The 23,711-nt window shown below is 68.2% G+C and carries 22 protein-coding genes; 12 read left to right on the top strand and 10 right to left on the bottom strand.

What is annotated here, in order from left to right; all coding sequences use genetic code 11:
* Window positions 1-21 precede the first annotated feature (21 nt).
* The 4 genes from QLQ86_RS10680 to QLQ86_RS10665 all read left to right on the top strand — a co-directional run bounded on the left by QLQ86_RS10680 (window position 22) and on the right by QLQ86_RS10665 (window position 5,918).
* Window positions 22-1,230: a pyridoxal-phosphate-dependent aminotransferase family protein gene (locus QLQ86_RS10680; protein ID WP_282735271.1), complete on the top strand. Its 1,209-nt coding sequence runs from the start codon at window positions 22-24 to the stop codon at window positions 1,228-1,230.
* A 36-nt stretch (window positions 1,231-1,266) separates the two neighbouring features.
* Window positions 1,267-4,272, top strand: coding sequence for an FAD-binding and (Fe-S)-binding domain-containing protein (locus tag QLQ86_RS10675; RefSeq protein ID WP_282816914.1), 3,006 nt, complete (start codon window positions 1,267-1,269; stop codon window positions 4,270-4,272).
* 73 nt (window positions 4,273-4,345) lie between these two features.
* Complete coding sequence (ltaE, locus tag QLQ86_RS10670) at window positions 4,346-5,359, top strand: low-specificity L-threonine aldolase (RefSeq protein WP_282735273.1); 1,014 nt, start codon at window positions 4,346-4,348, stop codon at window positions 5,357-5,359.
* A gap of 34 nt (window positions 5,360-5,393) precedes the next feature.
* Window positions 5,394-5,918, top strand: coding sequence for a gamma carbonic anhydrase family protein (locus QLQ86_RS10665; RefSeq protein ID WP_282735274.1), 525 nt, complete (start codon window positions 5,394-5,396; stop codon window positions 5,916-5,918).
* A 6-nt stretch (window positions 5,919-5,924) separates the two neighbouring features.
* Here QLQ86_RS10665 and QLQ86_RS10660 read toward each other — a convergent pair whose 3' ends face one another.
* Together QLQ86_RS10660 and QLQ86_RS10655 are read right to left on the bottom strand one after the other, a co-directional pair.
* Window positions 5,925-7,367, bottom strand: a complete 1,443-nt coding sequence (locus tag QLQ86_RS10660; protein WP_282816913.1) for a phospholipase D family protein — start codon at window positions 7,365-7,367, stop codon at window positions 5,925-5,927.
* A gap of 129 nt (window positions 7,368-7,496) precedes the next feature.
* Window positions 7,497-9,194 carry an L-lactate permease gene (locus tag QLQ86_RS10655; protein WP_282735276.1) on the bottom strand — a complete coding sequence of 566 codons (1,698 nt, stop codon included), beginning with the start codon at window positions 9,192-9,194 and terminating at the stop codon, window positions 7,497-7,499.
* Between the two features lie 347 nt (window positions 9,195-9,541).
* Between QLQ86_RS10655 and QLQ86_RS10650 the strand changes: the two genes are divergently transcribed.
* The 3 genes from QLQ86_RS10650 to QLQ86_RS10640 all read left to right on the top strand — a co-directional run bounded on the left by QLQ86_RS10650 (window position 9,542) and on the right by QLQ86_RS10640 (window position 11,504).
* On the top strand, window positions 9,542-10,249 hold the full coding sequence (locus tag QLQ86_RS10650) for a glutathione S-transferase N-terminal domain-containing protein (RefSeq protein WP_282816912.1): 708 nt from the start codon (window positions 9,542-9,544) through the stop codon (window positions 10,247-10,249).
* A gap of 25 nt (window positions 10,250-10,274) precedes the next feature.
* Window positions 10,275-10,964 carry a glutathione binding-like protein gene (locus QLQ86_RS10645; RefSeq protein ID WP_282735278.1) on the top strand — a complete coding sequence of 230 codons (690 nt, stop codon included), beginning with the start codon at window positions 10,275-10,277 and terminating at the stop codon, window positions 10,962-10,964.
* A 183-nt stretch (window positions 10,965-11,147) separates the two neighbouring features.
* Entirely contained in the window at window positions 11,148-11,504 is a 357-nt protein-coding gene (locus QLQ86_RS10640) for a phasin family protein (RefSeq protein ID WP_282736802.1), read from the top strand.
* A gap of 105 nt (window positions 11,505-11,609) precedes the next feature.
* On the opposite strand, the gene QLQ86_RS10635 is transcribed toward QLQ86_RS10640, so the two are convergent.
* Complete coding sequence (locus tag QLQ86_RS10635; RefSeq protein WP_282816911.1) at window positions 11,610-12,233, bottom strand: phosphoribosyltransferase; 624 nt, start codon at window positions 12,231-12,233, stop codon at window positions 11,610-11,612.
* Window positions 12,234-12,484: 251 nt separating this feature from the next.
* Here QLQ86_RS10635 and QLQ86_RS10630 point away from each other — a divergent pair, with 251 nt between their 5' ends.
* A complete protein-coding gene (locus tag QLQ86_RS10630; protein ID WP_282816910.1) occupies window positions 12,485-13,348 on the top strand; it encodes a hypothetical protein in 864 nt (287 codons plus the stop codon).
* A gap of 179 nt (window positions 13,349-13,527) precedes the next feature.
* On the top strand, window positions 13,528-14,991 hold the full coding sequence (locus QLQ86_RS10625) for a uracil-xanthine permease family protein (RefSeq protein ID WP_282816909.1): 1,464 nt from the start codon (window positions 13,528-13,530) through the stop codon (window positions 14,989-14,991).
* Window positions 14,992-15,152: 161 nt separating this feature from the next.
* Here QLQ86_RS10625 and uraD read toward each other — a convergent pair whose 3' ends face one another.
* A complete protein-coding gene (gene uraD / locus QLQ86_RS10620; RefSeq protein WP_282816908.1) occupies window positions 15,153-15,677 on the bottom strand; it encodes a 2-oxo-4-hydroxy-4-carboxy-5-ureidoimidazoline decarboxylase in 525 nt (174 codons plus the stop codon).
* Window positions 15,678-15,905: 228 nt separating this feature from the next.
* Between uraD and uraH the strand changes: the two genes are divergently transcribed.
* The 3 genes from uraH to QLQ86_RS10605 all read left to right on the top strand — a co-directional run bounded on the left by uraH (window position 15,906) and on the right by QLQ86_RS10605 (window position 18,324).
* On the top strand, window positions 15,906-16,259 hold the full coding sequence (gene uraH, locus QLQ86_RS10615) for a hydroxyisourate hydrolase (protein WP_282736797.1): 354 nt from the start codon (window positions 15,906-15,908) through the stop codon (window positions 16,257-16,259).
* A 50-nt stretch (window positions 16,260-16,309) separates the two neighbouring features.
* Window positions 16,310-17,512, top strand: coding sequence for a urate hydroxylase PuuD (locus QLQ86_RS10610; protein WP_282736796.1), 1,203 nt, complete (start codon window positions 16,310-16,312; stop codon window positions 17,510-17,512).
* A gap of 80 nt (window positions 17,513-17,592) precedes the next feature.
* Window positions 17,593-18,324, top strand: coding sequence for a GntR family transcriptional regulator (locus QLQ86_RS10605; RefSeq protein WP_282736795.1), 732 nt, complete (start codon window positions 17,593-17,595; stop codon window positions 18,322-18,324).
* A gap of 4 nt (window positions 18,325-18,328) precedes the next feature.
* Here the strand turns inward: QLQ86_RS10605 and QLQ86_RS10600 are convergent, their stop codons facing one another.
* From QLQ86_RS10600 to QLQ86_RS10575, 6 genes are read right to left on the bottom strand one after another with little or no spacing between them, the layout of a single operon-like run.
* The gene (locus QLQ86_RS10600; RefSeq protein ID WP_282816907.1) at window positions 18,329-19,207 is read right to left on the bottom strand and encodes an SMP-30/gluconolactonase/LRE family protein; all 879 of its coding nucleotides are present in this window, start codon (window positions 19,205-19,207) and stop codon (window positions 18,329-18,331) included.
* Entirely contained in the window at window positions 19,204-19,818 is a 615-nt protein-coding gene (locus tag QLQ86_RS10595) for a 2-dehydro-3-deoxy-6-phosphogalactonate aldolase (protein ID WP_282816906.1), read from the bottom strand. The genes QLQ86_RS10600 and QLQ86_RS10595 overlap by 4 nt, the downstream gene beginning before the upstream one ends.
* 19 nt (window positions 19,819-19,837) lie before the next feature.
* Window positions 19,838-20,836, bottom strand: a complete 999-nt coding sequence (locus QLQ86_RS10590) for a 2-dehydro-3-deoxygalactonokinase (RefSeq protein WP_282816905.1) — start codon at window positions 20,834-20,836, stop codon at window positions 19,838-19,840.
* Complete coding sequence (locus QLQ86_RS10585; protein ID WP_282736791.1) at window positions 20,833-21,603, bottom strand: SDR family NAD(P)-dependent oxidoreductase; 771 nt, start codon at window positions 21,601-21,603, stop codon at window positions 20,833-20,835. The genes QLQ86_RS10590 and QLQ86_RS10585 overlap by 4 nt, the downstream gene beginning before the upstream one ends.
* Before the next feature lie 45 nt (window positions 21,604-21,648).
* Complete coding sequence (dgoD, locus tag QLQ86_RS10580) at window positions 21,649-22,797, bottom strand: galactonate dehydratase (RefSeq protein WP_282816904.1); 1,149 nt, start codon at window positions 22,795-22,797, stop codon at window positions 21,649-21,651.
* Entirely contained in the window at window positions 22,794-23,543 is a 750-nt protein-coding gene (locus tag QLQ86_RS10575; RefSeq protein WP_326521281.1) for a FadR/GntR family transcriptional regulator, read from the bottom strand. The genes dgoD and QLQ86_RS10575 overlap by 4 nt, the downstream gene beginning before the upstream one ends.
* Between the last annotated feature and the right edge of the window lie 168 nt (window positions 23,544-23,711).

Below are 23,711 nucleotides of genomic sequence, written 5' to 3'. Positions count from 1 at the left end.
AAGATGCACGGAGATTGACTCATGCTGAACCTCGACTTCCATCCCGCCGGCCGCCACTTCCTGCAGATACCCGGCCCTTCCCCGGTGCCGGATCGCATCCTGCGCGCCATGAGCCTGCCGACCATCGACCATCGGGGGCCGGAGTTTGGGGCGCTGGGCCGGGAACTGCTCGGCAAGGTCAAGAACGTCTTCAGGACCGAGAACCCGGTGATCATCTACCCGGCATCGGGCACCGGCGCCTGGGAAGCGGCGCTGTCCAATACCCTCTCGCCGGGTGACGAGGTGCTGATGTTCGAGACCGGCCACTTCGCCACCCTGTGGCACAGGATGGCGCGTCGCCTGCAACTCGAGCCCGAGTTCATCGGCCTGCCGGGCTACGAGGGGTGGCGCCACGGCGTGCAGGCCGACATGATCGAGGCGCGCTTGAGGGAAGACACGGGGCACAAGCTCAAGGCGGTCTGCGTGGTGCACAACGAGACCTCCACCGGGGTGACCAGCGACATCGCCGCGGTGCGTCGCGCCATGGACGCCGCCGGTCATCCGGCGCTGCTGCTGGTCGATACCATCTCGGGGCTGGCCAGTGCCGACTACCGCCACGACGAGTGGGGGGTCGACGTCACCATCTCCGGCTCCCAGAAGGGGCTGATGCTGCCGCCCGGCATCAGCTTCAACGCGGTCTCCGACAAGGCCATCGAGGCGAGCCGCCACAACCGCATGCCGAAGAGTTTCTGGGCCTGGGACGAGATCCTCGAGGCCAACCAGAACGGCTACTGGCCCTATACCCCCAGCACCAACCTGCTCTACGGCCTCAACGAGTCGCTGGACATGCTGCTCGAGGAGGGGCTGGAGCACGTGCTGGCGCGCCACCAGCGCTGGGCCGCCGGCGTGCGCACGGCGGTTCAGGCCTGGGGGCTGGAGATCCAGTGCCAGGACCCGGCCGTCTACTCGCCGGTGCTCACCGGCGTGGTGATGCCCGAGGGCACCGACGCCGACGACGTGCGCCGGATCATCTACGAGCGCTTCGACCTGTCTCTGGGCACGGGGCTCGGGAAGGCCAAAGGCAAGATGTTCCGCATCGGCCACCTGGGCGACTGCAACGACCTGACCCTGATCGCTACCCTGGGCGGCTGCGAGGCGGGTCTGAAGCTGGCGGGCGTGCCCCTCAAGGGCAGCGGCGTGACGGCCGCGCTGGACTACTTCGCCGGCCACTCCCTCGAGGCCGCCCGCTGACCACCGGCAGTGCCACGCATGGCGGAGGAAGATCACATGACGTCCCTCAAGGACAATTCCCGGGCCGGCAGGGCCCCCGATGCCCGGATCAAGCCGGTCACCGACCTGGCGGCCCGGCTGTCACGCGAACTCGAGGGCGAGGTGCTGTTCGACGACGCCTCGCGGGGCCGCTACTCGACGGATGCCTCCATCTACCAGGTCACGCCGGTGGGCGTGGCGATTCCCCGCCACCAGCAGGACCTGGCGCTGGCGCTGGAGATTGCCCGGGACGCCGGGGTACCCGTACTGGCGCGCGGCGCCGGCACCAGCCAGTGCGGCCAGACGGTGGGCGAGGCGCTGGTGATCGACAGCACCCGCGGGCTCGACGAGATCGTCGAGTTCGACCCCGAGGCGCGCACCGTGGTGGTCGAGCCCGGGATCGTGCTCGATCACCTCAACGCCTGGCTCAAGCCCCACGGCCTCTGGTACCCGGTGGATGTCTCCACCAGTGCCCAGTGCACCATCGGCGGCATGGCCGGCAACAACTCCTGCGGCTCGCGCTCGATCCGCTACGGCAATATGGTGCACAACGTGCTGGGCGTGGACGCGCTGCTGGCCGACGGCAGCGAGGGGCACTTCGGGTTCGTCGACCAGCTCCCGGCCTCGGGACGGGTGCGCGAACTGGCCGAGCGGGTGAAGGCCATCGCCGAGGGCGTGGCCCCCGAGATCCGCGAGCACTTCCCCAAGGTGCTGCGCCGCGTCGGCGGCTACAACCTCGACCTCTTCGACTGCCAGAGCCCCAAGCCCTATGACCCGGACGCGCGCGTCAACCTGGCCCACCTGCTGGTGGGCTCCGAGGGCACCCTCGCCGTGAGCCGCCGGATCACCCTGCGCCTCTCGCCGCTGCCGGAGCACAAGGTGCTCGGGGTGGTGAACTTCCCCACCTTCTACCAGGCGATGGACCTCACCCAGCACATCGTTACCCTGGACCCTTCCGCCGTGGAACTGGTCGACCGCACCATGATCGACCTCTCGCTGGAGAACCCGGCCTTCCGCCCGGTGATCGAGAAGGCCCTGATCGGCAGGCCCGAGGCCGTGCTGCTGGTGGAGTTCGCCGGCGAGGAGCGCGAGGCCCAGCTCGCCTCTCTCGAGCGCCTGAACGAGCTGATGGCCGACCTGGGCCTGCCCGAGAGCGTGGTGGCCATGCCCGCGCCTGCCGAGCAGCAGGCCCTGTGGAACGTACGCAAGGCCGGGCTCAACATCATGATGAGCATGAAGGGGGACGGCAAGCCGGTCTCCTTCATCGAGGACTGCGCGGTGCCGCTGGAGCACCTGGCCGAGTACACCGACAGGCTGACCGACGTGTTCCACCGCCATGGCACCGAGGGTACCTGGTATGCCCACGCCAGCGTGGGCACCCTGCACGTGCGGCCGATCCTCGACATGCGCCGCGACGGTGCCGAGAAGATGCGCGAGATCGCCGAGCAGGCCTCCGCCCTGGTGCGGGAATACAAGGGGGCCTACTCCGGCGAGCACGGCGACGGCCTGTGCCGGGGCGAGTGGGTGGCCTGGCAGTTCGGGCCGAGCCTCAACGACGCCTTCAAGGAGGTCAAGCGGCTCTTCGACCCCGAGAACCTGCTCAATCCGGGCAAGATCGTCGACACCCCGAGAATGGATGACGAGCGCTACTTCCGTTTCTCCAAGGGGTACCGGAGGATCCCGCTGACCCCGGTGTTCGACTGGTCGGGGTGGAACCTCACCCGCGACCCGCTCACCGGCGAGCAGGGCGAGCCCGGCAGCGCCGGCGACCCCACCCATGGCCTGGCCATGGCGGTGGAGATGTGCAACAACAACGGCCACTGCCGCAAGTTCGATGCCGGCACCATGTGCCCGAGCTATCGCATCACCCGCGACGAGCAGCACCTCACCCGGGGGCGTGCGAACACCCTGCGCCTGGTGCTCTCCGGCCAGCTCGGCGATGAGGGGCTGGCAAGCGACGACGTCAAGGAGGCGCTCGACCTCTGCGTCTCCTGCAAGGGCTGCAAGCGCGACTGTCCCACCGGTGTCGACATGGCCAAGTTCAAGATCGAGGCACGCACTGCCCGGGCGAAGGCCCGAGGGCTGTCGTGGCGCGATCGCATGGTCGGCGAGATGCCTCGCTATGCGCCCTGGGCCAGTCGGTTCTCCGGCCTGCTCGGTGCCGTGGAACGCGTGCCGTTCCTCTCGCGCCGGGTCAAGGCGACCCTGGGGCTCGCGGCGCAGCGCGACTTCCCGCGTTTCTGCGGCAACTTCCTCGCCGAATCGCAGGGTGAGGTGGTCCAGGCCCCGCGGGAGGTGCTGCTGTTCGTCGATACCTTCAACAACTACCTGGAAGGCGAGAATGCCCGTGCGGCCAAGCGGGTGCTGGAAGCCGCCGGCTACCGGGTGCACCTCAACGTCAGGCAGGGCGAGCGGCCGCTGTGCTGCGGACGGACCTACCTCTCCTCCGGGCAGTTCGACAAGGCGCGGCTGGAGGCGCGTCGCACCCTGGACCACCTGATGCCCCATGTCAGACGGGGCGTGGCGATCGTCGGGCTAGAGCCCTCCTGCCTGCTGACCATGCGCGACGAGTTCCTCCAGTACGGCTTCGGCAAGGAGGCCGAGGCCCTGTCCGGGGCGGCCTTCCTGTTCGAGGAGTTCCTGGTCCGGGCCCATGCGTCGGGCGAGTTGCCGCTCGACCTCAAGCCGGTGGATCACCCGCGGGCGATGCTGCATGGCCACTGCCACCAGAAGGCCTTCGATGCCGTGCGTCCGGTCGAGCAGGTGCTCTCCTGGATCCCCGGCCTCGAGGTAGAGACCATCGCGTCCTCCTGCTGCGGCATGGCGGGCAGCTTCGGCTACGAGGCGGAGCATTACGACGCCTCGATGCAGATGGCCGAGCTGTCGCTGCTGCCGGCGATCCGCGAGGCCGCCGAGGATGCCGTGCTGGTGGCCGACGGCACCAGCTGCCGCCACCAGATCCGGGACGGCAGCGGCCGGGAGGCCCTCCATGTGGCCCGGCTCCTCGAGCGCGCGCTGGCCTGAGACCGCGGCCGGCGGCGCCCCGCACAGGGGGCCGTCGGCTCCCTTCCCCGACACCCGAACGAGGCGGTTGACCATGATCGATCTGCGCAGTGACACCGTGACGCGGCCCACCCCGGCCATGCGCGAGGCCATGGCGCGGGCCGAGGTCGGCGATGACGTCTGGGGCGACGATCCCACGGTCGCCGCCCTCGAGGCCGCCGTGGCCGAGCGGGCGGGCAAGGCCGCCGGGCTCTTCCTTCCCTCGGGCACCCAGAGCAACCTGGCGGCCCTGCTGACGCACTGCCAGCGCGGCGACGCGTTCATCGCCGGCCAGCTCGCGCATATCTACCGCGACGAGGGGGGCGGTGCCGCGGCCCTCGGCGGCATCCAGGCCCAGCCCATCGAGCATGACCCCGATGGCACCCTGCCCCTGGACAAGGTGCAGGCCGCGATCAAGGGGGCGGACATCCACCATGCACGGACGCGGCTGCTGGCCCTGGAGAACACCTTCCGCGGCCGGGTGTTGCCCGCCGACTACCAGACCGAGGCCATTGCCCTGGCACGCGCCCATGGCCTGGCCACCCACCTGGATGGCGCTCGCCTGTTCAACGCGGCGGTGGCCAGTGGACGGCCCCTGGCGGCGCTGTGCGAGGGCTTCGACTCCGTGTCGCTGTGCTTCTCCAAGGGACTGGGGGCCCCGGTCGGCTCGGTGCTGGTGGGCAATGAGGCCTTCATCGCCAGGGCGCGTCGCTGGCGCAAGACCCTGGGCGGCGGCATGCGCCAGGTCGGCATCCTGGCGGCGGGGTGTCACCATGCCCTGGAGCATCACGTCGGGCGGCTGGCCGAGGATCACGCCCGTGCCCGGCAGCTGGCGGACGGGCTGGCCGATATCGAGGGGATCGCGGTGCAGGCCTGCGACACCAACATGGTCTTCCTGGCGGTGCGCGAGGCCGACGGGAGGGCCCTGGAGGCGCACCTGGCGTCCCGGGGGATCCTGGCGGCCGTGGGCGCGACCACCCGCCTGGTCCTGCACCTGGACATCAGCGACGATGCTATCCCCCGCATCCTGGCCGCCTTCCGGACCTTCGTGGCCCGGGCGGGGGCCTGAGCGGGCCTTTCATCATCCACAGGAGACCCTATCCATGGCGATCTATCAGTATGGCGACGACCGTCCCGCGATCGGTGACGACGTCTACGTGGCCGAGACGGCCGATGTGATCGGTCGGGTCACCCTCAAGCGCAACGCCAGCGTCTGGTACCAGGCGGTGCTGCGCGGCGACACCGACCACCTCGAGGTCGGCGAGGGCAGCAATATCCAGGACGGGGCGGTGCTGCACGCCGACCCCGGCTACCCGCTCACGGTCGGCACGGGCGTGACGGTGGGGCACCAGGCCATGCTGCATGGTTGCACCGTCGGCGACGGCAGCCTGGTGGGGATCCAGGCGGTGATCCTCAACGGCGCGGTGATCGGCAGGAACTGCCTGGTGGCGGCCGGGGCGGTGGTCAAGGAGGGGGCTAGCTTCCCGGACGGCTCGCTGATCGTGGGGGCGCCGGCCAGGGTGGTGCGCGAGCTCTCTACCGAGGCCATCGAGGGCCTGAGGAAGAATGCCGAGGGCTACGTGGAGCGTGGCCGACGCCATGCCACCGACCTGACCCGCATCGGCTGACGCCCCTCAGAAGGTGGTCAGGCCCAGATAGGTCTGCGCCGCGTAGATGACGCGTTGCCAGGCCGTCAGCACGTTCTGGTACTCCGTCTGATCGAGGGTGTAGGTACCGCCGCGGTTGAGCCATAGCGTCAAGAAATAGGCCTCCACCTCGCGCATCACCCGGGCATCCGCCGGCCCCTCGATCAGCAGACTCGCCTCGAGATTGAAGTCGGCGAGGTTGCGTCTGGTGAAGTTGGTCGACCCACTGATGACGGTGGCGCGGTCACCCTGCTTCAGGAGCATCATCTTGGGGTGGTACTGCTCGATCTCCACGGCGTACCAGCGTACTTGCACGGCACCGTCGGTGTCCTCCAGCAGTTCCTCGACCACCGGGCGATTGGGGAGCCCGGTCTTGCGGCGACCGAAGGCGGTCTCGTTGGGGTCGAGGATCATCGCGACCTGGACGCCGCGGTTGGCGGCGTCCGTTATCGCATTGATCACGTGGCGGTCGGCGAGATAGTACATGCCGAGCCACAGCTCATCCCCCTCGTCCGCCGTCTCCAGGGTCTCCAGTACCTTTCTCAGGGTCTGGCCCTCGGTGGTGTACTGCAGGCTCAGTTCTCCCCGCGCTTCGCCACTCCGCCCGGTGTAACGCGGCAGGCTGACACCGCTGTCGCCGAGATCCACCACCGCCTGTTCGGCCTTGAGCATCTCGGCAATGATCGGCCCGTCGACCTCGAAGGCGACATTTTCGTGAAAGCCCGATTCGTCATGGACATTGGCCGAGGCGACCAGCGCGGCATCCTCGGTGATGAACACCTTGCGGTGGTTGGCCTTGATGTTGAAGAGCTTCAGGTAGGAGCGCAGCGTCAGGCGTGGCCCGTCGTCGACGAAGGGATTGGCGAGCCAGCCGTGGCCCTCCTGGCCGAACCACTGAATCCCCATGCGCCAAAGCGTCGAGTAGATCGGGGTCGAGTCCCTGAGCGGCTCGAGGTCTGTGATCACCACCTCGATATCCGCTTCCTTCAGGGGCACCAGCCAGTCCCCCGCGTAGGAGCCGTAACCGGTGTTGACCTCGTCGGTGATGAACACGATCGGCATGTCCGGATGGGCCTCTCGCTTGGCGAGCAGATGTGCCAGGAGGGTATCGCTGAGCGGTGGATAGCCCTGCGACGGCTCATTGACCAGGCCGTTCATCATGAACACATCGATCACGATGAAATCGTCCGCCTCGTCGATCAGCCGCCAGAGCCGCGGGAAGATCTGCTGGTCGACGTGACGTTCGTCGCCTTCATGGTGGGTGAGATCACGGAAGAAGCCCGCTTCGTCGACGCGGTACACCTCGCTCGCGTAGGAGATGCCGTCCGGCAGTGGCTTGAACTGGTGATAGCCCAGCACCCCCGCATAGACGAGCAGGAAGGCCATCAGGTACCAGCGCTTGCGGCGCCAGAAACGCTTGCGGTCGGTCACGTCTCGGCTCTCCCGTGCGGTATGCGTTTCAGCCTGATACAGCTCGCGGAAAAGAGCGAGCGGCAGACGACAGAACGCCCCGGCGATCGACCGGGGCGTTCTGTTGCACGCGGAATGCCCTGAGGGCGGCTAGCTGCCCATCAGCGGGTCCGATATGCCGAGCACATAGAAGGCCACCAGCCCGATGAACCCGGCGGCAACCAGGTAGTAGATCGTCGGCAGGATGGTCTTGCGGATGGTCTCGCCCTCGCGGCCCAGCAGGCCCACGGTGGCGGAGGCCGCGACCACGTTGTGGATGGCGATCATGTTGCCTGCCGCGGCGCCCACGGCCTGCAGGGCGACCATCATGGCGGTGGAGACGCCGAGCTGCTGAGCGACGTTGAACTGGAAGTCGGAGAGCATCAGGTTCGAGACGGTGTTCGAACCGGCGATGAAGGCCCCCAGCCCACCCACGGCTGGAGCGAAGAACGGATAGACTCCGCCCACCCCGTCGGCGACGAACTGGGCCATGGCCACCGGCATCGAGACCAGGTCGGCGGCATTGACGCCGGAGTTGATCAGGATCCGCACCATGGGAATGGTAAAGATCAGCACGAAGCCGGCACCGAAGATGGTCTTGGTCGACTCATGGATGGCCGCCGACATCTCGCGTGCGTTCATGCGGTGCAGGAAGTAGGTCACCGCCACCACCATCAGGATGATGCCGCCGGGCAGGTAGAGCGGTTCGATACTGCCAGAAACACCGGTCTCGCCGAGGATATTGCTCCAGCCGAGGCTCAGCGAGGTCAGCGCATTCTTGAGCGGTTCGATAGTGCGCGAGGCCACCAGGAACACGGCCAGCAGCACATAGGGCACCCAACCCATCAGGGTGGTGATCGGGCTCTTGCCCACGATGTCTTCGGTCTTGATCACCAGCTTGCCGATCCATGCGTCCGGCCATGACTTGGCGTCCGGGAAGTCCCAGGTGTCCTTGGGAATCAGGAAACCCCTTTGCGCGGCGGGCACGACGATGGCCAGGCCGACCATGGCGCCGATCATCGACGGGAACTCCGGCCCCAGCAGCACGCCCGCCAGCATGTAGGGCACCACGAAGCAGACACCGGTGAAGATGGCGAAGGGGGTGATGGAGAGCCCTTCCTTCCAGGATTTGTTGGCCCCGAAGAAGCGCACCATGACCACCACCATGATCAGCGGCATCAGGACGCCGACGATGCCGTGGGTGATGGCTACCTCGCTGGTCACCAGCCGAAAGAAGACCTCCCAACTGGAGCCGCCGGACTCGAGGGTCTCGGTGATGCCGGCGCGATCCAGGCCACCGGAGACCCCCACCACGATGGGCGTGCCCACGGCACCGAACGACACCGGCGTGGACTGGATCATCATGCCCACCACCACGGCGGCCAGGGCCGGGAATCCCAGCGCCACCATCAGCGGGGCGGCCACGGCGGCGGGGGTGCCGAAGCCGGAAGCGCCCTCGATGAAGCAGCCGAACAGCCAGGCGACGATAAGCGCCTGTACACGGCGGTCGGGGCTGATGCCCGAGAAGCCCTTGCGGATCGCGGTGATGCCGCCCGAGTGCTTCAGGGTGTTGAGCAGCAGGATGGCGCCGAAGATGATCCACAGGATCGAGACGGTGAGCATCAGCCCCTGCAGGGTCGAGGCCAGAACCCGGTTGAAGCTCATCTCCCAGGCGAACAGGGCGATCAGCGCCGAGACCACGAAAACCACCGGCATGGCGGTCTTGGCGGGCATGCGAAAGCCGATCAGCAACACACCTGCCAGCACCAGGGGCACAAAGGCGAGAAGTGCGAGTATCGTTTCGTTCATGGAGGGGTTCCTTTCACGTTGGAACGGTTGGTCGTGGAGCCTCCCCGACCGTGCGGGGCATGAAGAAGGGCGCACCTTAAAGCGCAAGTGTAGGGCTTGACCATTGCTGGATAACTGGTATGACCAATCCTCAAGGGCGCCGGAATGCAACGGATTTTTCTGAAATAGCCGCTGATTCAGGGGCTTCCGCGGCATGCCGGCAGGCGGGATCCTCTCGCTTCCGCGCGGGATATTAGACTAATGGACAAGCCGTTGTCGCCGGGCGACCCGCCTGCGACGGCGTTGGCGGTGTGCGGCAAAGGCTGGCACTATCGGGCCATACCCATGACCGGATACCAGGAGGCGGCATGACACGGGTGCTCTATGATCTCTGCGGCATTGACGAGGGGCTGCGCTTCTCTCCCTTCTGTTGGCGAGTACGCTACGCCCTGGCCCACAAGGGGCTGGAGGTTCAGACGCGGCCCTGGCGCTTCTCCGAGAAGCAGGCCCTGGCCTTCGCCGAGCATGACAAGGTGCCGGTGCTGGTCGACGGGGACGCGGTGGTCACCGACAGCTACGAGATCCTGCGCTACCTCGACCGCACCTATCCCGAGGCGCCACTGCTGGGCGGGGGCCTGGCCGAGGCGCGTGGGTGCTTCTTCAAGCACTATGCCGAGCGTTCACTGGCCCCGGCGATGATGCGCACCATCGTCATGGACCTGCTCAACGCCATCCATCCCGACGACCGGGCCTACTTCCGCGAGACCCGCGAGAAGCGCTTCGGCCGGACCCTGGAGGAGTTCCACTCCCCGGCCAAGGGGCTGGCCCAGCTGGATGCGGCCCTGGAACCGCTGCGCGGCCGGCTCAAGGAGGCCGACTTCCTCGACGGCGAGGCCCCGGCCGGCGCCGACTACCTCGTCTTCGGAAGCTTCATGTGGGCACGCTGTGTCTCCAGCGCCGACCTGGTCTCCAACGCCGACCCGGTACATGGCTGGCTCGAGCGCATGCTCGACCAGCACGGCGGCCTGGGGCGCAAGGCCCTGCGCATCACCGACATCGAGGGAGCCTATCGCTGAGGCGAAGGGCCCGAGGAGGAGAGCGGTGATCGACCTCTACTACTGGACGACGCCCAACGGGCACAAGGTCTCGATCTTCCTGGAGGAGGCGGGGCTCGAGTATGTCGTCAAGCCGGTCAATATCGGCCGTGGCGAGCAGTTTTCCGAGGAGTTCCTCGAGATCGCCCCCAACAACCGCATCCCGGCCATCGTCGACCGGGCGCCGGTGGATGGCGGCCAGCCCCTGGGGCTGTTCGAGTCAGGGGCCATCCTCGAGTACCTGGCCGACAAGACGGGCCGCTTCCTGCCCGGAGCCGGGCGCGAGCGCTATGTGGTACTGCAGTGGCTCTACTGGCAGATGGGCGGGCTGGGGCCCATGGCCGGTCAGTCCCATCACTTCCGCCACTACGCACCGCAGACTATTGACTACGCCGTCCAGCGCTATGTCCGGGAGACCGCCCGTCTCTACGGCGTGCTGGACCGGCGCCTGCAGGACCACGACTACCTGGGGGGCGACGCCTACTCCATTGCCGACATGGCGACCTACCCCTGGGTGAGGTCCTGGGAGAGGCAGGGCCAGGACATCGAGGCGTTTCCCGAGGTATTGCGCTGGATGCAGGCCATCGAGGCGCGCCCGGCGGTGCAGCGGGCCTATGCGCTGGTCGAGCGGGTCAACCCGAGCAACGGGGTGGAGATGGATGAGGAGGCCCGCCGGCACCTGTTCGGCGAGCACTGAGCGGCACGCATTCGCCCCTCCCCGCGACGCCCGGCCCCGGCCGGGCGTCGTTGTTCATGGCCGACGGCGTGGTACTGGACGGATATGTCCCTCTTCATGTTGCGCCGCACAAAAAGGCCTGCTATGTTGCAATGCAGCACCGGGCGACAGGCCCTGGAGTCCCACCACAAATGGAGGTGTTTCATGAGCAAGGCAACCACCCAACAGGCCACCGAACAGTTCGAGTCCATGTTCGTGGCACCCGCACGCAACTTCGGCGCCCTCAACCTCGACTACACCGAGAAGCTGGTCGCCGCCCAGTTCGACGCGGTCCGTGCCCTGGCCGACATGGGCCTGGCCCAGGCCCGCGGCTGGCTGGACGTGCGTGACGCCGACAGCCTGAAGTCGGTCGTGCAGTCCCAGCAGAAGGCCACCCAGGACATGGGCGAGCGTCTGCGCGGCGACGCCGAGAAGATCATGAGCCTGAGCCAGGAGTACGTCCAGAAGAGCCAGAAGCTCGCCGAGGACGGCGTCAAGGCCGCCACCACGGCAGCCAAGTAAGGCGATAGGACATCGAGCATGGCAAGCGCCGGCTCCGGCCGGCATTCACGGGTCGTCACCCTCGGGTGGCGCCCGTGTTCTTTTTTCGCGGGCCTCCTGACCCCCTCAGCCGTGTTCGCTGCCCAGCAGCGCGATGACTTCCTCGTCCTCTACCTGCCTGAAGTCGGCGAAGAACTGGCCCACGGCCTGAAAGTTCCAGGGCATCTCCAGGCAGACCACCTCGTCGGCCAGGGTCTCGAGCCGTGCCACGGTGTCCGGCGGAGCCGCCCCCATGGCGGCGATCAGCGTCTGCGGACCCCGTGATCTCAGGGTGCTCAGGGCCGCCGCCATGGTGGCCCCGGTAGCACTGCCATCATCCACCACCACCACGATGCGTCCCTTCGGGTCGATGGGGGCACGCACCGGCGTATAGCGGCGGCGGCGCTCCTCGAGCAGGGCTCGCTGCCGCTCCGTCTCGCGGGTCACCGCCTCCTCGCGGTACCGCCGCGCCGTTTCCTCCAACGCCACGCTGCCATCCTCGCTGACCGCGCCGATGGCAAATTCGGGATTGCCCGGTGCCCCCAGCTTGCGTACCAGCACCACGTCCAGGTCGCCCTCGAGGGCATCGGCGATCAGTCGGCCCATGGGCACCGCGCCCCGCGGGATGGCCAGGACCAGGGGGTCTTGCCCCTTCAGGTGGGAGAGGCGTCGAGCCAGGCGCTCGGCGGCATCGAGGCGATCACGGAACATGTCGGTGCTCCTGATTGGGAAGAGGTGTCTCCAGTGTAGGCCGCCACTACTGCTGTGCGAAACACTCGTCCGGCGCGGGTGTCGACCTTGTCGCGCCTCTCAGTGTGGTCAATGGAAATTGTTTCCGGTATACAAAATATTTGTGTAGTGTAAGACATATTGTCGGGCCGAGTGTCGTCCAAGCGTCGCGGGCACGCCGGCCCGGCAAGCAAGACCGTCTCGCTACAACACCAACAACCGGAGATGCTTCCATGCTCGATAGCCCCTCCCGCCAATGGGCCGCCGGTGCTGCGCTCCTGGCCACGCTCGCGACCGGCGCGGCCCAGGCGGACGACTGGAGCGATACCGCCATCGGCTACCGCTACGGCACCCAGTTCCACGAGCCCGGCAATTCCGACCGGGTGGCAAAGCACGTCCTGCAGGTCACCCATGTCACCGGCTACGCGCTTGGCCAGAATTTTCTCAACCTCGACCTGCTGCAGTCGGACAGTGCCGACCCGGCCAGTGGCAGCAGCAGCGGCGCCACCGAGGCCTACCTCGTCTACCGTCACCAGCTTCACGCCGGCAAGATCCTGGAGGCGCCGATCGCCTTCGGCCCGGTCAGGGACATGGCACTGACGGTCGGCGTCGACCTCAATACCAAGAACACGGCCTTCGCGCCGCGCAAGCGCCAGCTGCTGGTGGGGCCGACCCTCAAGCTCGATGTGCCGCGCGGCTTCGTCGACCTCAGCCTCCTCTACAGCCATGAGTGGAACCACTGCGGCCTCGAGGCCTGTGGCCTGCCCGGCAACCGTAACAGTCTCTCCTTCGACCCTTACTACCAGCTCAGCCTGGCCTGGGGGTTGCCGTTCGAGGCGGGCCCGCTGCCGATGAAGTTCCAGGGCTTCTTCAACCTCAACGGCGAGAAGGGCGACGACTATTTCGGGGTGGCCACCGAGACCGAGCAGCTGATGCGGTCCAGCCTGATGCTGGATGTGGGGCGGCTGGCCTGGGGTGGCGAGAACACCCTGTGGGTCGGCGCCGGCTATGAGTACTGGCGCAACAAGTTCGGCAACCACGGCAAGCCGGGCGTGGATACCGATGCCTTGATGTTCCAGCTGGAGTGGCACCTCTAGGCCGGGCGCGACCGGCGATCACGGGGCTCCCGCCCAGCTGACGGCTGTCGGGAACCCGGACAGCGCCGGACTATGATTGTGTACGACTTTGTGAGTAAGTGAATTTCAAAGTGTGCGACAGTATGCCAGGGTATTTTGTATACAAAAATATGAAGACAACAACAGCAGTGGTCTTACCCATGCAGACAAACCCCAGGAACACCTCGATCTTCGATTTCCACGGCAAGCCACCGCTACCCAAGGCCTTGCCGATCTCCCTGCAGCATGTCCTCGCCATGCTGGCCGGTGTCATCACGCCGCCCATCATCATCGCCGGCGTGGTGGGCGCGACGCCCGCCGAGAAGCTGCTGCTGATCCAGATCGCCGTGCTGGCCTCCGGGGTATGCACGCTCTTCCATCTCTACGGTGTCTGGAAGTTCGGTGCGCGACTCCCCGCCATCTTCGGGGTGGGCTTCGCCTATGTGCCCACGCTCATCGCGGTGGGCGGCCAGTTCGGCATCGAGGGTCTCATCGGCGCCCAGCTGGTCGGCGGCATCACCATGATGGTGGTGGGCTACTTCATCCAGTACATCCGACACCTCTTCCCGCCGGTGGTGGCGGGGACCGTGGTGCTGGTGATCGGCCTGTCGCTCTACGACATCGCCATCCGCTACATGGCGGGCAGCGGCAACACCGACGCGCCGGGGTTCGGGGCGCCCATCAACTGGGCCGTCGGCCTGGTCACGCTGCTCACGGTCCTGGTGGCCTCCCAGTTCGGCAGGGGGGTGGTCAAGCTGTCGGCCATCATGGTCGGCATCCTGGTGGGCTACCTGCTCTCGCTGGCCCTTGGCATGGTCAGCTTCGCCTCCGTGGCGGAGGCCGAGTGGGTCGCGGTGCCGGAGGTGATGCCCTTCGAGATGGAGTTCCATACCGCCGCCATCGTGTCCATGGTCGTGATCTGCGTGATCAACTCCGTGCAGACCATCGGCGACCTGTCCGCCACTACCGTGGGCGGCATGAACCGCGAGCTGAAGACTCGAGAGCTGACCGGCGGGTTGCTGGGGAACGGCCTGACTACGGTCGTGAGTGCCTTCTTCGGGGCCCTGCCGACCTCCACGTTCAGCCAGAATGTCGGGATCGTGGCGATGACCAAGGTAATCAGCCGCTATCTGCTGGCCATCGCCGGGCTGTTCATGATCCTGGCCGGCCTGAGTCCCAAGTTCGGCGCCATCATGACCACCATTCCCTACCCGGTGCTGGGCGGGGCCACCATCATCGTCTTCGGCATGATCACCATGACCGGGATCCAGCTGCTCATCAAGGATGAGCTGTCGGCCCGCAACATGACCATCGTGGGGCTGGCGCTGGCGCTTAGCCTGGGGATCGCCCAGGTGCCCGCCGCGATCGAGCAGTTCCCGGCGATGCTGAAGAACCTCATCGGTGGGGCGCCCATCGTGGTGGCGGCCATCACCGCCTTCGTGCTCAATATCGTGCTGCCCCGCACCTCGCTGGCCGACGAGGCCCGGGAGCGCGAGGAGATCGCCAGGGCGGATGCGGAGGCCGCCGGCCAGACCGAGGGTGGCCCCCATGCCGAGGAGATCGGTGCTGCCGGGCGGGAAGGCGCCAGGGCCAGCCGTGCCGCGGGGGGCGCGCGAGGCGGCTGAGGCGAGTGCCGCGTGATCCGCCTTGCCGGGTGGGAGAAGCCCCCGTCCGGCAAGGCTGCAAGCGAGCAGCCGACTTCTCGGCTGCTCGCTTGCGTTTGGGGAGCTCAGCGGGGGCGGGGCCCCTCTTAGCGGCCGGCGGGCGTGCCGGAGGAGCCCATCGCTCAGTTGATCCGGGCGTCCAGGCGGAAGCGAGCGATGCGGTTGATCTGCTCGATGGCGGTGCGGCGCTCCTCGGCCGGGTCGTTGGGCAGGCGCGCCTCGAAGGCGGCAAGGATGGCATGACGGTCGCTGCCCTTGACGGCCATCACGAAGGGGAAGCCGAACTTCGCCTTGTAGTCGGCGTTGAGGCGCTCGAAGCGGGCCAGCTCCTCGGGCGTGCACTGGTCGAGGCCGGCGCCGGCCTGCTCGCGGGTCGAGTCGTCGGTCAGCTCACCGGCGACGGCTGCCTTGCCGGCGAGGTCCGGGTGGGCACGGATCACCTCGAGCTGGCGTTCGGGGCTGGCCTCACGCAGCACGGCACCCATCACCTCGGCGAGCCCCTGGGGGGTGTCCTCGGAGGAAGACAGGCCGCGCTGCCAGGCGAGCTCGGCGACCCAGGGAGAGTGCTCGTAGATGTCGCCGTAGTGGGTCACGAAGGCCTGCTGGTCCAGCCGGCTGGGACGCGGGGTGAGGATCTTGTCGGTCATCCTGGGGGCTCCTCTGCTTGGTGTTGCGGCCTGGTGGCGCACGCGGCGGCGGGCAGGCCGTGGCGGGTGATCGAAGTATCTCGATGCCCTTTCCATAAAGTGTATACAAAAAAATTTTGAAATGTACCCCAATAAAGGCTAAAACTGTCCTCATTGTGGACTTCATGATGCCTGCCCGGTCAGGGCAGCGCCAGGCACGTACCGACGCGACACGCAAAGGAGAACCCCATGGGATACCTGACCACTCATGTGCTGGACACCGCCCAGGGCCGCCCCGGCCAGGGCATCCGCATCGAGGTCTTCCGCCTCGAGGGCGAGACCCGCACCCGGCTCAAGGAGGTCGTCACCAACGATGACGGGCGCTGCGATGCCCCCCTCCTGGAGGGCGGCGACTTCGCCACCGGCGAGTACGAGCTGGTCTTCCACGCTGGCGACTACCTGCGCGCCCGGGGCATCGAGGCCGAGGAGCCGCGCTTCCTCGACGTGATCCCGCTGCGCTTCGGCGTGGCCGATGCCGGGCAGCACTACCATGTGCCGCTGCTGCTCTCCCCCTATGGCTATTCCACCTACCGCGGCAGCTGAGGGGCGCCACCGCCTTCCTCCACAACAACACGCAAGACGAGGTTCCCCTCATGCAAGCCTATCTGCTGGATTTCACCAACTTCATGCTGCGCTGGCTGCACGTCATCGCCGCCATCGCCTGGATCGGCGAGTCGATCTACTTCGTGATGCTGGACAACAGCCTGCGCACACCCAAGGCCGCCGAGGACCGGGAGAAGGGCGTCTTCGGCGAGATGTGGGCGGTGCACGGTGGCGGCTTCTACCATAACCAGAAGTACGCCAGCGCCCCCGCCAAGCTGCCCGAGGACCTGCACTGGTCGTTCTGGAAGGCCTATACCACCTGGCTTACCGGCTTCGGCCTGTTCGTCATCCTCTACATGGTCAACCCGAGCTTCTACCTGGTGAATCCGGGCAGCGACTGGGCCTGGGCGGCGGGCATGAGCGGCTGGCAGGCCAATGTCATGGCGCTGGCCTTCCTGCTGGCCGGCTGGGTGGTCTACAACGAGCTGTGCAAGCGCATCAGCCCCGACATGCAGCGCGACGGACTGCTGAGCATCGCCGTGGCGGTGATGATGGTGGTGGTGGCCTACCTGAGCAGCCAGATCTTCTCGGGGCGTGCCGCCTTCCTGCTCACCGGCGCGGTGATGGCCACCGCGATGTCGGCCAATGTCTTCTTCTGGATCATTCCCGGCCAGCGTCGCATGGTGAAGGCGATGAAGGCCGGCGAGACGCCGAATCCCCTGGATGGCAAGCGCGGCAAGCAGCGCTCGGTGCACAACACCTACTTCACCCTGCCGGTGGTGCTGCTGATGATCAGCAACCACTACTCCTTCGCCTATTCCCATGAGCTGGCCTGGGTGATCATGTCGCTGTTCATCTTCGCCGGCGCCCTGATCCGCCAGTACTTCGTGCTGATGCATGCCGGTCACAAGCGCCCGGCCTATCCGGTGGCCGGGGTGGCCCTGCTCCTGGTGGCGTTCTGGATGGGGGCCCCCTCCGGCGGCGGCCAGGCCAATGCCACGGCCTCGTCGGGCCCTGACCTCGATGAGGTACACGCGATCGTCGAGGCGCGCTGCGTGGCCTGCCATTCCCGCGAGCCGACCCAGCAGGGCTTCAATGCGCCGCCGGCCGGCATGGCCTATGACACCCTCGAACAGCTCCAGAGCCAGCAGGCGAAGGTCAAGGAAGTGGTGGCAAGCGGCTACATGCCGCTGGGCAACATGACCGGAATGACCGAGGAGGAGCGCGAGACCATCGCCGCCTGGGAGGAGTGAACCGGCCGGTCGCCGGCAGGCCGCCGATATGTATACAATGATCGCGCATGCCGGTGACGAACAGGGGAGGAGGGGACTCGATGAACCAGCGCCAGACGGTTGACGAACGTGGCGGCGCGGGCCGACCGGGCAAGAATGGGGACGGTGCCGAGCGCCACGAGGAGATCCACCGCTCGATCAGTGACGCCATCATCGAGCACCGCCTCAGGCCCGGGGCACGCCTGCGCGAGGACGCCCTGGCCGAGGTCTTCGGCATCAGCCGGACCGGCATCCGCAAGATCCTCCAGCGCCTGGCCCTGGAGCAGCTGGTCACGCTGACCCCGCGCCGGGGAGCCAGCGTGACCCGGCCCACGGCCGACGAAGCCAAGGACGTGTTCGACGCCCGCCAGATGGTCGAGTGCGGCCTGATCCCGGAGATCGCCCGGCGCATCACCGATGACGACCTGCACGAGCTTCGCGACATGGCCCGGCGCGAGCGCCAGGCCCTGAAGTCCGGCGAGCAGAGCACGGCGATCCGGCTGTCGGCGGACTTTCACGCCCGCCTGGCACGCATCGCCGGCAATGCCACCCTGGCCGACTTCGTCGAGCGGCTCTGCTCGCGCTCCTCGCTGATCCTCGCGGTCTATGGCAACCCCGGCCACCTCGGCTGCGAGTCCCACGACCACGACGACCTGATCGTCTACCTGGAGGCCGGCAACGGGGAGCGGGCCCAGGCCTTCATGGGCCGCCACCTCAAGGCCATCGAGGCCTCGCTCTCCATCGTCGAGGAGGAGGCGGAGGCGCCGGACCTCCACCGCATCTTCTCCGACTGAGGGCTCAGGCCAGGCGCAACGTCGGCTCGGCGAGGCCCGGCACCCCGGGGTCGGCGACGAAGAGGTGTCCGGCGTCGGGCTCCTCCCGCCACCGGGCCGCGTCCATGCCCTCCCGCGCGGTGGTGATGTAGAGCCGGTCGAGGCGTTCCCCGCCGAAGGCCGGGCAGGAGGGCTGCGAGGTCGGCAGCGTGATGGCGTCCACCTCGCGGCCCTGTGGGTCCAGGCGCACCACCCGGCCGGCCCCCCACAGGGCGAGCCACAGGTGCCCCTCGGCATCGACCACGGCCCCGTCGGGGTTGCCCGGCTGCGCCGAGAAGTCGGCCCAGGGCGCCGGTTCGCCCAGGGGCCAGCCCTCGCGGTCCAGCGGCCAGCGCATCACGACCCCGCTCGCGGTATCGGTGAACCAGGCGACCTCACCGCCGGGGGAGAAGCAGATCGCGTTGGGGATGGTCAGTCCGGCGCGCAGCTCCACCAGGGTGCCGCGGTGCAGGCGGTAGAGTCGTCCGGCCCCGAGCTCGGCACCCTTTCCCATGCTGGAGAGCCACAGGCTGCCGTGGCGGTCGACCCGGCCGTCGTTGCCGCGTGTCAGCGGGTTTCCGGCCTCGAAGTCACAGAAGCGCTCCAGGACACCGGTTGTCGGGTCGAAGCGCGCCAGGCGATCCTCACCGACCAGCAGCATGCCACCTCCCGCGATGGGCACCGCCAGCGAGACCATCTGGTCGAGCGCGCGGTGGCCGGTCTCGCCGCTGGTGGGGTCCAGCCAGTGCAGCCGGCGGCCGAGGATGTCGCACCAGGTAAGGCGCCCAGAGACGGCATGCCACTGGGGCCCCTCGCCGAGCTCGCAGCCGCAGGCGACCGCCACCCTGGCCGTGGCGCCATTCATGTTGCTTCGCCGTCGGCCGCGCGCCAGGCGGCGACCAGCGCCCTGGCCCGTTCGCCCACCTCGGCGGCGGTGAGGCCGGGCGTGTAGAGCGCGCTGCCCAGGCCGGCGCCATCGATGCCGGCGGCGCGCCAGGCGCCGAAGTTGTCCATGCCGATGCCTCCCACCGCAAAGAGCCTGGTACCCGCCGGCAGCACGGCGCGCAGGGCACTCATGCCCTCGATGCCGACCTGTACCGCCGGGAACAGCTTCAGCCCGGTGGCGCCCGCGTCCAGGGCCTCGAAGGCCTCGGAGGGGGTCACCACGCCGGGCCAGGATTCCATGACCAGGTGGCGGCTCTCCTCGATCACCGCCGGGCGGCAGTTGGGGGAGACGACCAGGCGTCCGCCGGCGGCGAAGACGTCGCGCACCTGGCCCGGGGTCAGCACGGTGCCGGCGCCGATCAGGGCCCGGTCGCCCAGCGCCCCGGCGAGCCGGCGGATGCTCTCCAGCGGGTCGGGGGAGTTGAGTGGCACCTCGATGCGCTCGATGCCGGCGGCGAGCAGCGCCTCGCCGACCTCGACGGCCTCGTGGGGGGTGATGCCGCGCAGGATGCCGATCAGGGGAAGGGACATGGTGGCGCTCCATTCGAGTTCAGGTTCGGGGGGCTCTGGCGAGAGTGGCATGGGCCAGGCCGAGGCCGGCCAGCACCGCGGCCTCGCCATCGACGCAACGGCAGCCGATGGCCAGCGCCTCCAGGGCCAGGGCATAGCGGGCAGCGAGCGTCTCGGTACCGATCAGGGTGACGGTCTCGCCCTCGGCCAGCGCCGCCCGGGCACCGGCCAGTTCCAGGCCGATCACCAGGCCCGAGAGCCTGGCCGCCAGTCGTGCGCCGCGCGCCTGGCCAGGTGGCAGACCAGAGTCCAGCAGGTCCTGGGCGCGCAGGCCGAACAGCCGAGTGGCGAAGGTCTCGGGGGCGGCCGCCACCTCCTGCACTGCCGCGACGAAGGCCTCGTGGCCGCCGGGCTCGGCCAGGTCGTCCTCGCCCGGCCCGTGGTTCAGGGAGTGCCGAAGCACCGACTGGCCGGCGAGCCACTGGTAGAGCTCGCCGGTGAGGTAGGTGGCGAAGCGCGTGATCGCGCCCGCCTCGAGGCGGGCCCACTTGGCATGGGTGCCGGGCAGGCAGACGGGGCCCGTGGTCCGGGGTTCCCGGGCGACCAGGCCGGCGAGCTGGGTCTCCTCGCCGCGCATCACATCGAAGTGGCGTCCGGCGTCATCGGGGTGCTGGCAGAGTCCCGGCAGCAGCATGACGTCCAGGCGCGAATCCTCGAGGGCGGGCCTGACCGCGCCCCGGGCCAGGCCGTCCAGCCGCGTCGGCACCGGCAGGTAGGCGGCTTCCCGCCAGCCCTGGCGGGCACCGGCCATGCCGCAGACCCGCACCGGCACGCGGCCCTCGGCGGGCAGCCAGTCGCCGATTGTCGCCAGCAGGGTGGCCTCGTAGTCGTCAGGCGTCAGCGCAAGCATCCCGCGCTCGGAGCCCGCGCGGGCCACCACCTGTCCGTCGTCCGTCATGGCCCAGGCGCGCAGGTTGCTGGAGCCCCAGTCCACGGCGACCCAGCTGAGGCGCTCGGCGACCTCGCGGGTCTGGCTCATGCCCGGCCTCCGTCGACGATCAGTTCCTGGCCGGTCATCATCCTCGACGCGTTTGACGCCAGGAACAGGCAGGGGCCGACCATGTCCTCCACCGGGATCGCCTCCTTGAGGCACTGCTGCTCCAGGCACTCCTTCAGGTCGGCGTCGTTGACCCACAGCGCCTTCTGGCGCTCGGTCATCACCCAGCCGGGGATCAGGCAGTTGACGCGGATGGCATCACCGCCGAGCTCCCGGGCCAGCGCCCGGGTCAGGCCCAGGATGCCGGCCTTGGCGGTGACATAGGTCGGGTAGCCGGAAAGGCCCAGGTGAACGCTGTTGGACGACAGGTTGATGATGGCGCCGCCGCCCAGCGCACGCATGTCCGGCGCGACCTGTTGCGCGGTGAAGAACTGTGGGCGCAGGTTGGTGGCGATGGCGTCGTCCCACTCCTCGACGCTCCACTCCTCCAGCGAGTGGCGGGTGTCCCGGGCGGCGTTATTGACCAGCACGCCGATCGGGCCATGAGTCTCGCGGGCCCGGGCGACGGCGGCCTCGAGCGCCGCCACGTCGCGGATGTCGCACTCGATGAACAGTGGCCGGTTGGCGTACTTCGCCTCCATGGCGTCGCAGAACTCGCCGGCGTCGGACAGGCCGACGAAGGCCACCCTGGCGCCCTGGGCCAGGAAGCCCTCGGTCAGTGCCGCGCCGATGCCCGAACCACCGCCGGTGATGAAGACGCTCTGGCCCTTCAGGTCGCCGAAGGTCAGATCGTGAAAGTTGAAACTCATGTCCTTCTCCTTTTCTCAGGAAACGCTGAAACAGATCGGCATTTTTCACCATTCGGCGATGGATCCGTCCTCATGCGTCCATACCGGGTTGCGCCAGCGGTGGCCGACCCGCGCGCGTTCCTCGACGAAGGCCTCATCGATCTCCACGCCGAGCCCCGGCTCCTGGGGGATGGCGCAGAAGCCGTCCTCGATGGCCAGCGCCGACTTGTCGACCAGGTAGTCGAGCACGTCATTGTCGCGGTTATAGTGGATGCCCATGCTCTGCTCCTGGATGAAGGCGTTATGGCACACCGCATCGAGCTGCAGGGAAGCGGCCAGCGTGAGCGGGCCGAGCGGGCAGTGCGGGGCCAGCGCCACGTCGTGGGCCGAGGCCAGGGCGGCGATCTTCAGCCCCTCGCTGATGCCGCCGCAGTGGGAGAGGTCGGGCTGGATGATATCGATCATGCCGTCGGCGAGCAGGTCGCGGAACTCGAAGCGGGTGTGCAGCCGTTCGCCGGTGGCCAGCGGATAGCCCAGGCCGCCGGCGATCTGCTTGAGGCAGGGCAGGTGCTCGGGGGCCACCGGCTCCTCGACGAACATCGGGTGGAAGGGCTCCAGCTCGCGCAGCAGCGCCTTGGCCATGGGACGATGCACACGGCCGTGGAAGTCGATGCCGATGCCCACCTCGGGCCCCACGGCGTCGCGGGCCTCCGCCACGCGTGCCACCGCCTCGTCGACCTTGCGGTGCGAGTCAACGATCGCCAGCTCCGGGGTGCCGTTCATCTTGAAGGCGGTGAACCCCTGCTCCACCAGCACGCGGGCGCCGGCGCCCACGTCGCTGGGGCGATCGCCACCGGTCCAGGCGTACATGCGCATCCTGTCGCGCACCGCGCCGCCCAGCAGCTGGTGCACCGGCACCCCCAGATCACGGCCCTTGAGGTCCCACAGCGCCTGGTCGATGCCGGCGATGGCGCTCATCAGGATCGGCCCACCGCGATAGAAGCCGGCGCGATAGAGGGTGTTCCACAGGTGCTCGATGCGGTGCGGGTCCTGGCCGACCAGGTAGTCGGCGAGCTCATGGACCGCCGCCTCCACGGTGGCCGCGCGACCCTCGATGACCGGCTCGCCCCAGCCATGGCAGCCCTCGTCGGTCTCGATCTTGAGGAACAGCCAGCGCGGCGGTACCTGCCAGGTCTTGAGTCGGGTGATCTTCATGCGGGGTATCCTTCGGTGGGAAGAGTGGAATCCGGGATCAGTCCCAGGTCCGTCGCCGTGCGCTCGAGCACCGCCCGGGCCGCCCGGCGAGCGGTCTCTGGCTGGCGCAGCCGGATCGCCTCCATCACCCGGCGGTGGCGCTCGAGGCTGTCCTCCAGGGAGTCGGCCTGGTGCTGGGAGTGCTGTATCAGCGCGATGATGGAGGGGCGCAGCAGGTGGCCCATCTGGCGCCACACCAGGTTGTGGGTGGCCTGGTAGACGCCAGCATGGAAGGCCACATCATGCTCGGCGTGCTGCTGGTGCAGGCCGGCGCCGGCGGTGTCGCGCATGCCCGTGAAGGCGGCCTCCAGGCGTTCCAGGTCCCGGCCGTCCGCCGCCAGGGCGGCCAGCTCGGCCACCTGTGGCTCCGCGGAGAGGCGGAAGGCATAGATCTCGCGGACCAGGCGCGGGTCCGGACGCGACAGGCCGGCGAGCCAGTCGCTCATCAGGGGATCGAGCAGGTGCCAGTCGGTGACCTCACGCACCCGGCTGCCGCGCCCCGCGGTGCGCTCGACCAGCCCGGTGGCGGCCAGGCTGGCCAGGGCGTTGCGCACCCGGTTGCGGCTCACGGCAAAGTATTCGCAGAGGTCCTTCTCCCGCGGGAAGTCGCTCCCGGCCGGCAACTGCCCGGAGAGGATGGCGCGGGCCAGGACCGCCGCCAGCGCCGGGGCGCCGCCATCGGCGGGAAGGACAAGATCATCGAGCATCATCGGCTCCGATAAAATATCTGATCTTATAGTATATAATGTCAGACATTTAACAAGGGCAAGATGAGGGTGACCGGGCTATGACGGAGGGATGGGCTGGCAGGTGACTCAAGTTGCGGGAAATGACGCGCCCCGGGCCGTGGCCCGGGGCGCGTCATGAGCGGCGGG

This window comes from Halomonas rhizosphaerae (genome assembly GCF_030012485.1).
Lineage (GTDB): Bacteria > Pseudomonadota > Gammaproteobacteria > Pseudomonadales > Halomonadaceae > Halomonas > Halomonas rhizosphaerae.
The sequence above is the reverse complement of the archived record's forward strand: the minus strand, read 5'-3'. Positions and strand labels throughout refer to the sequence as shown.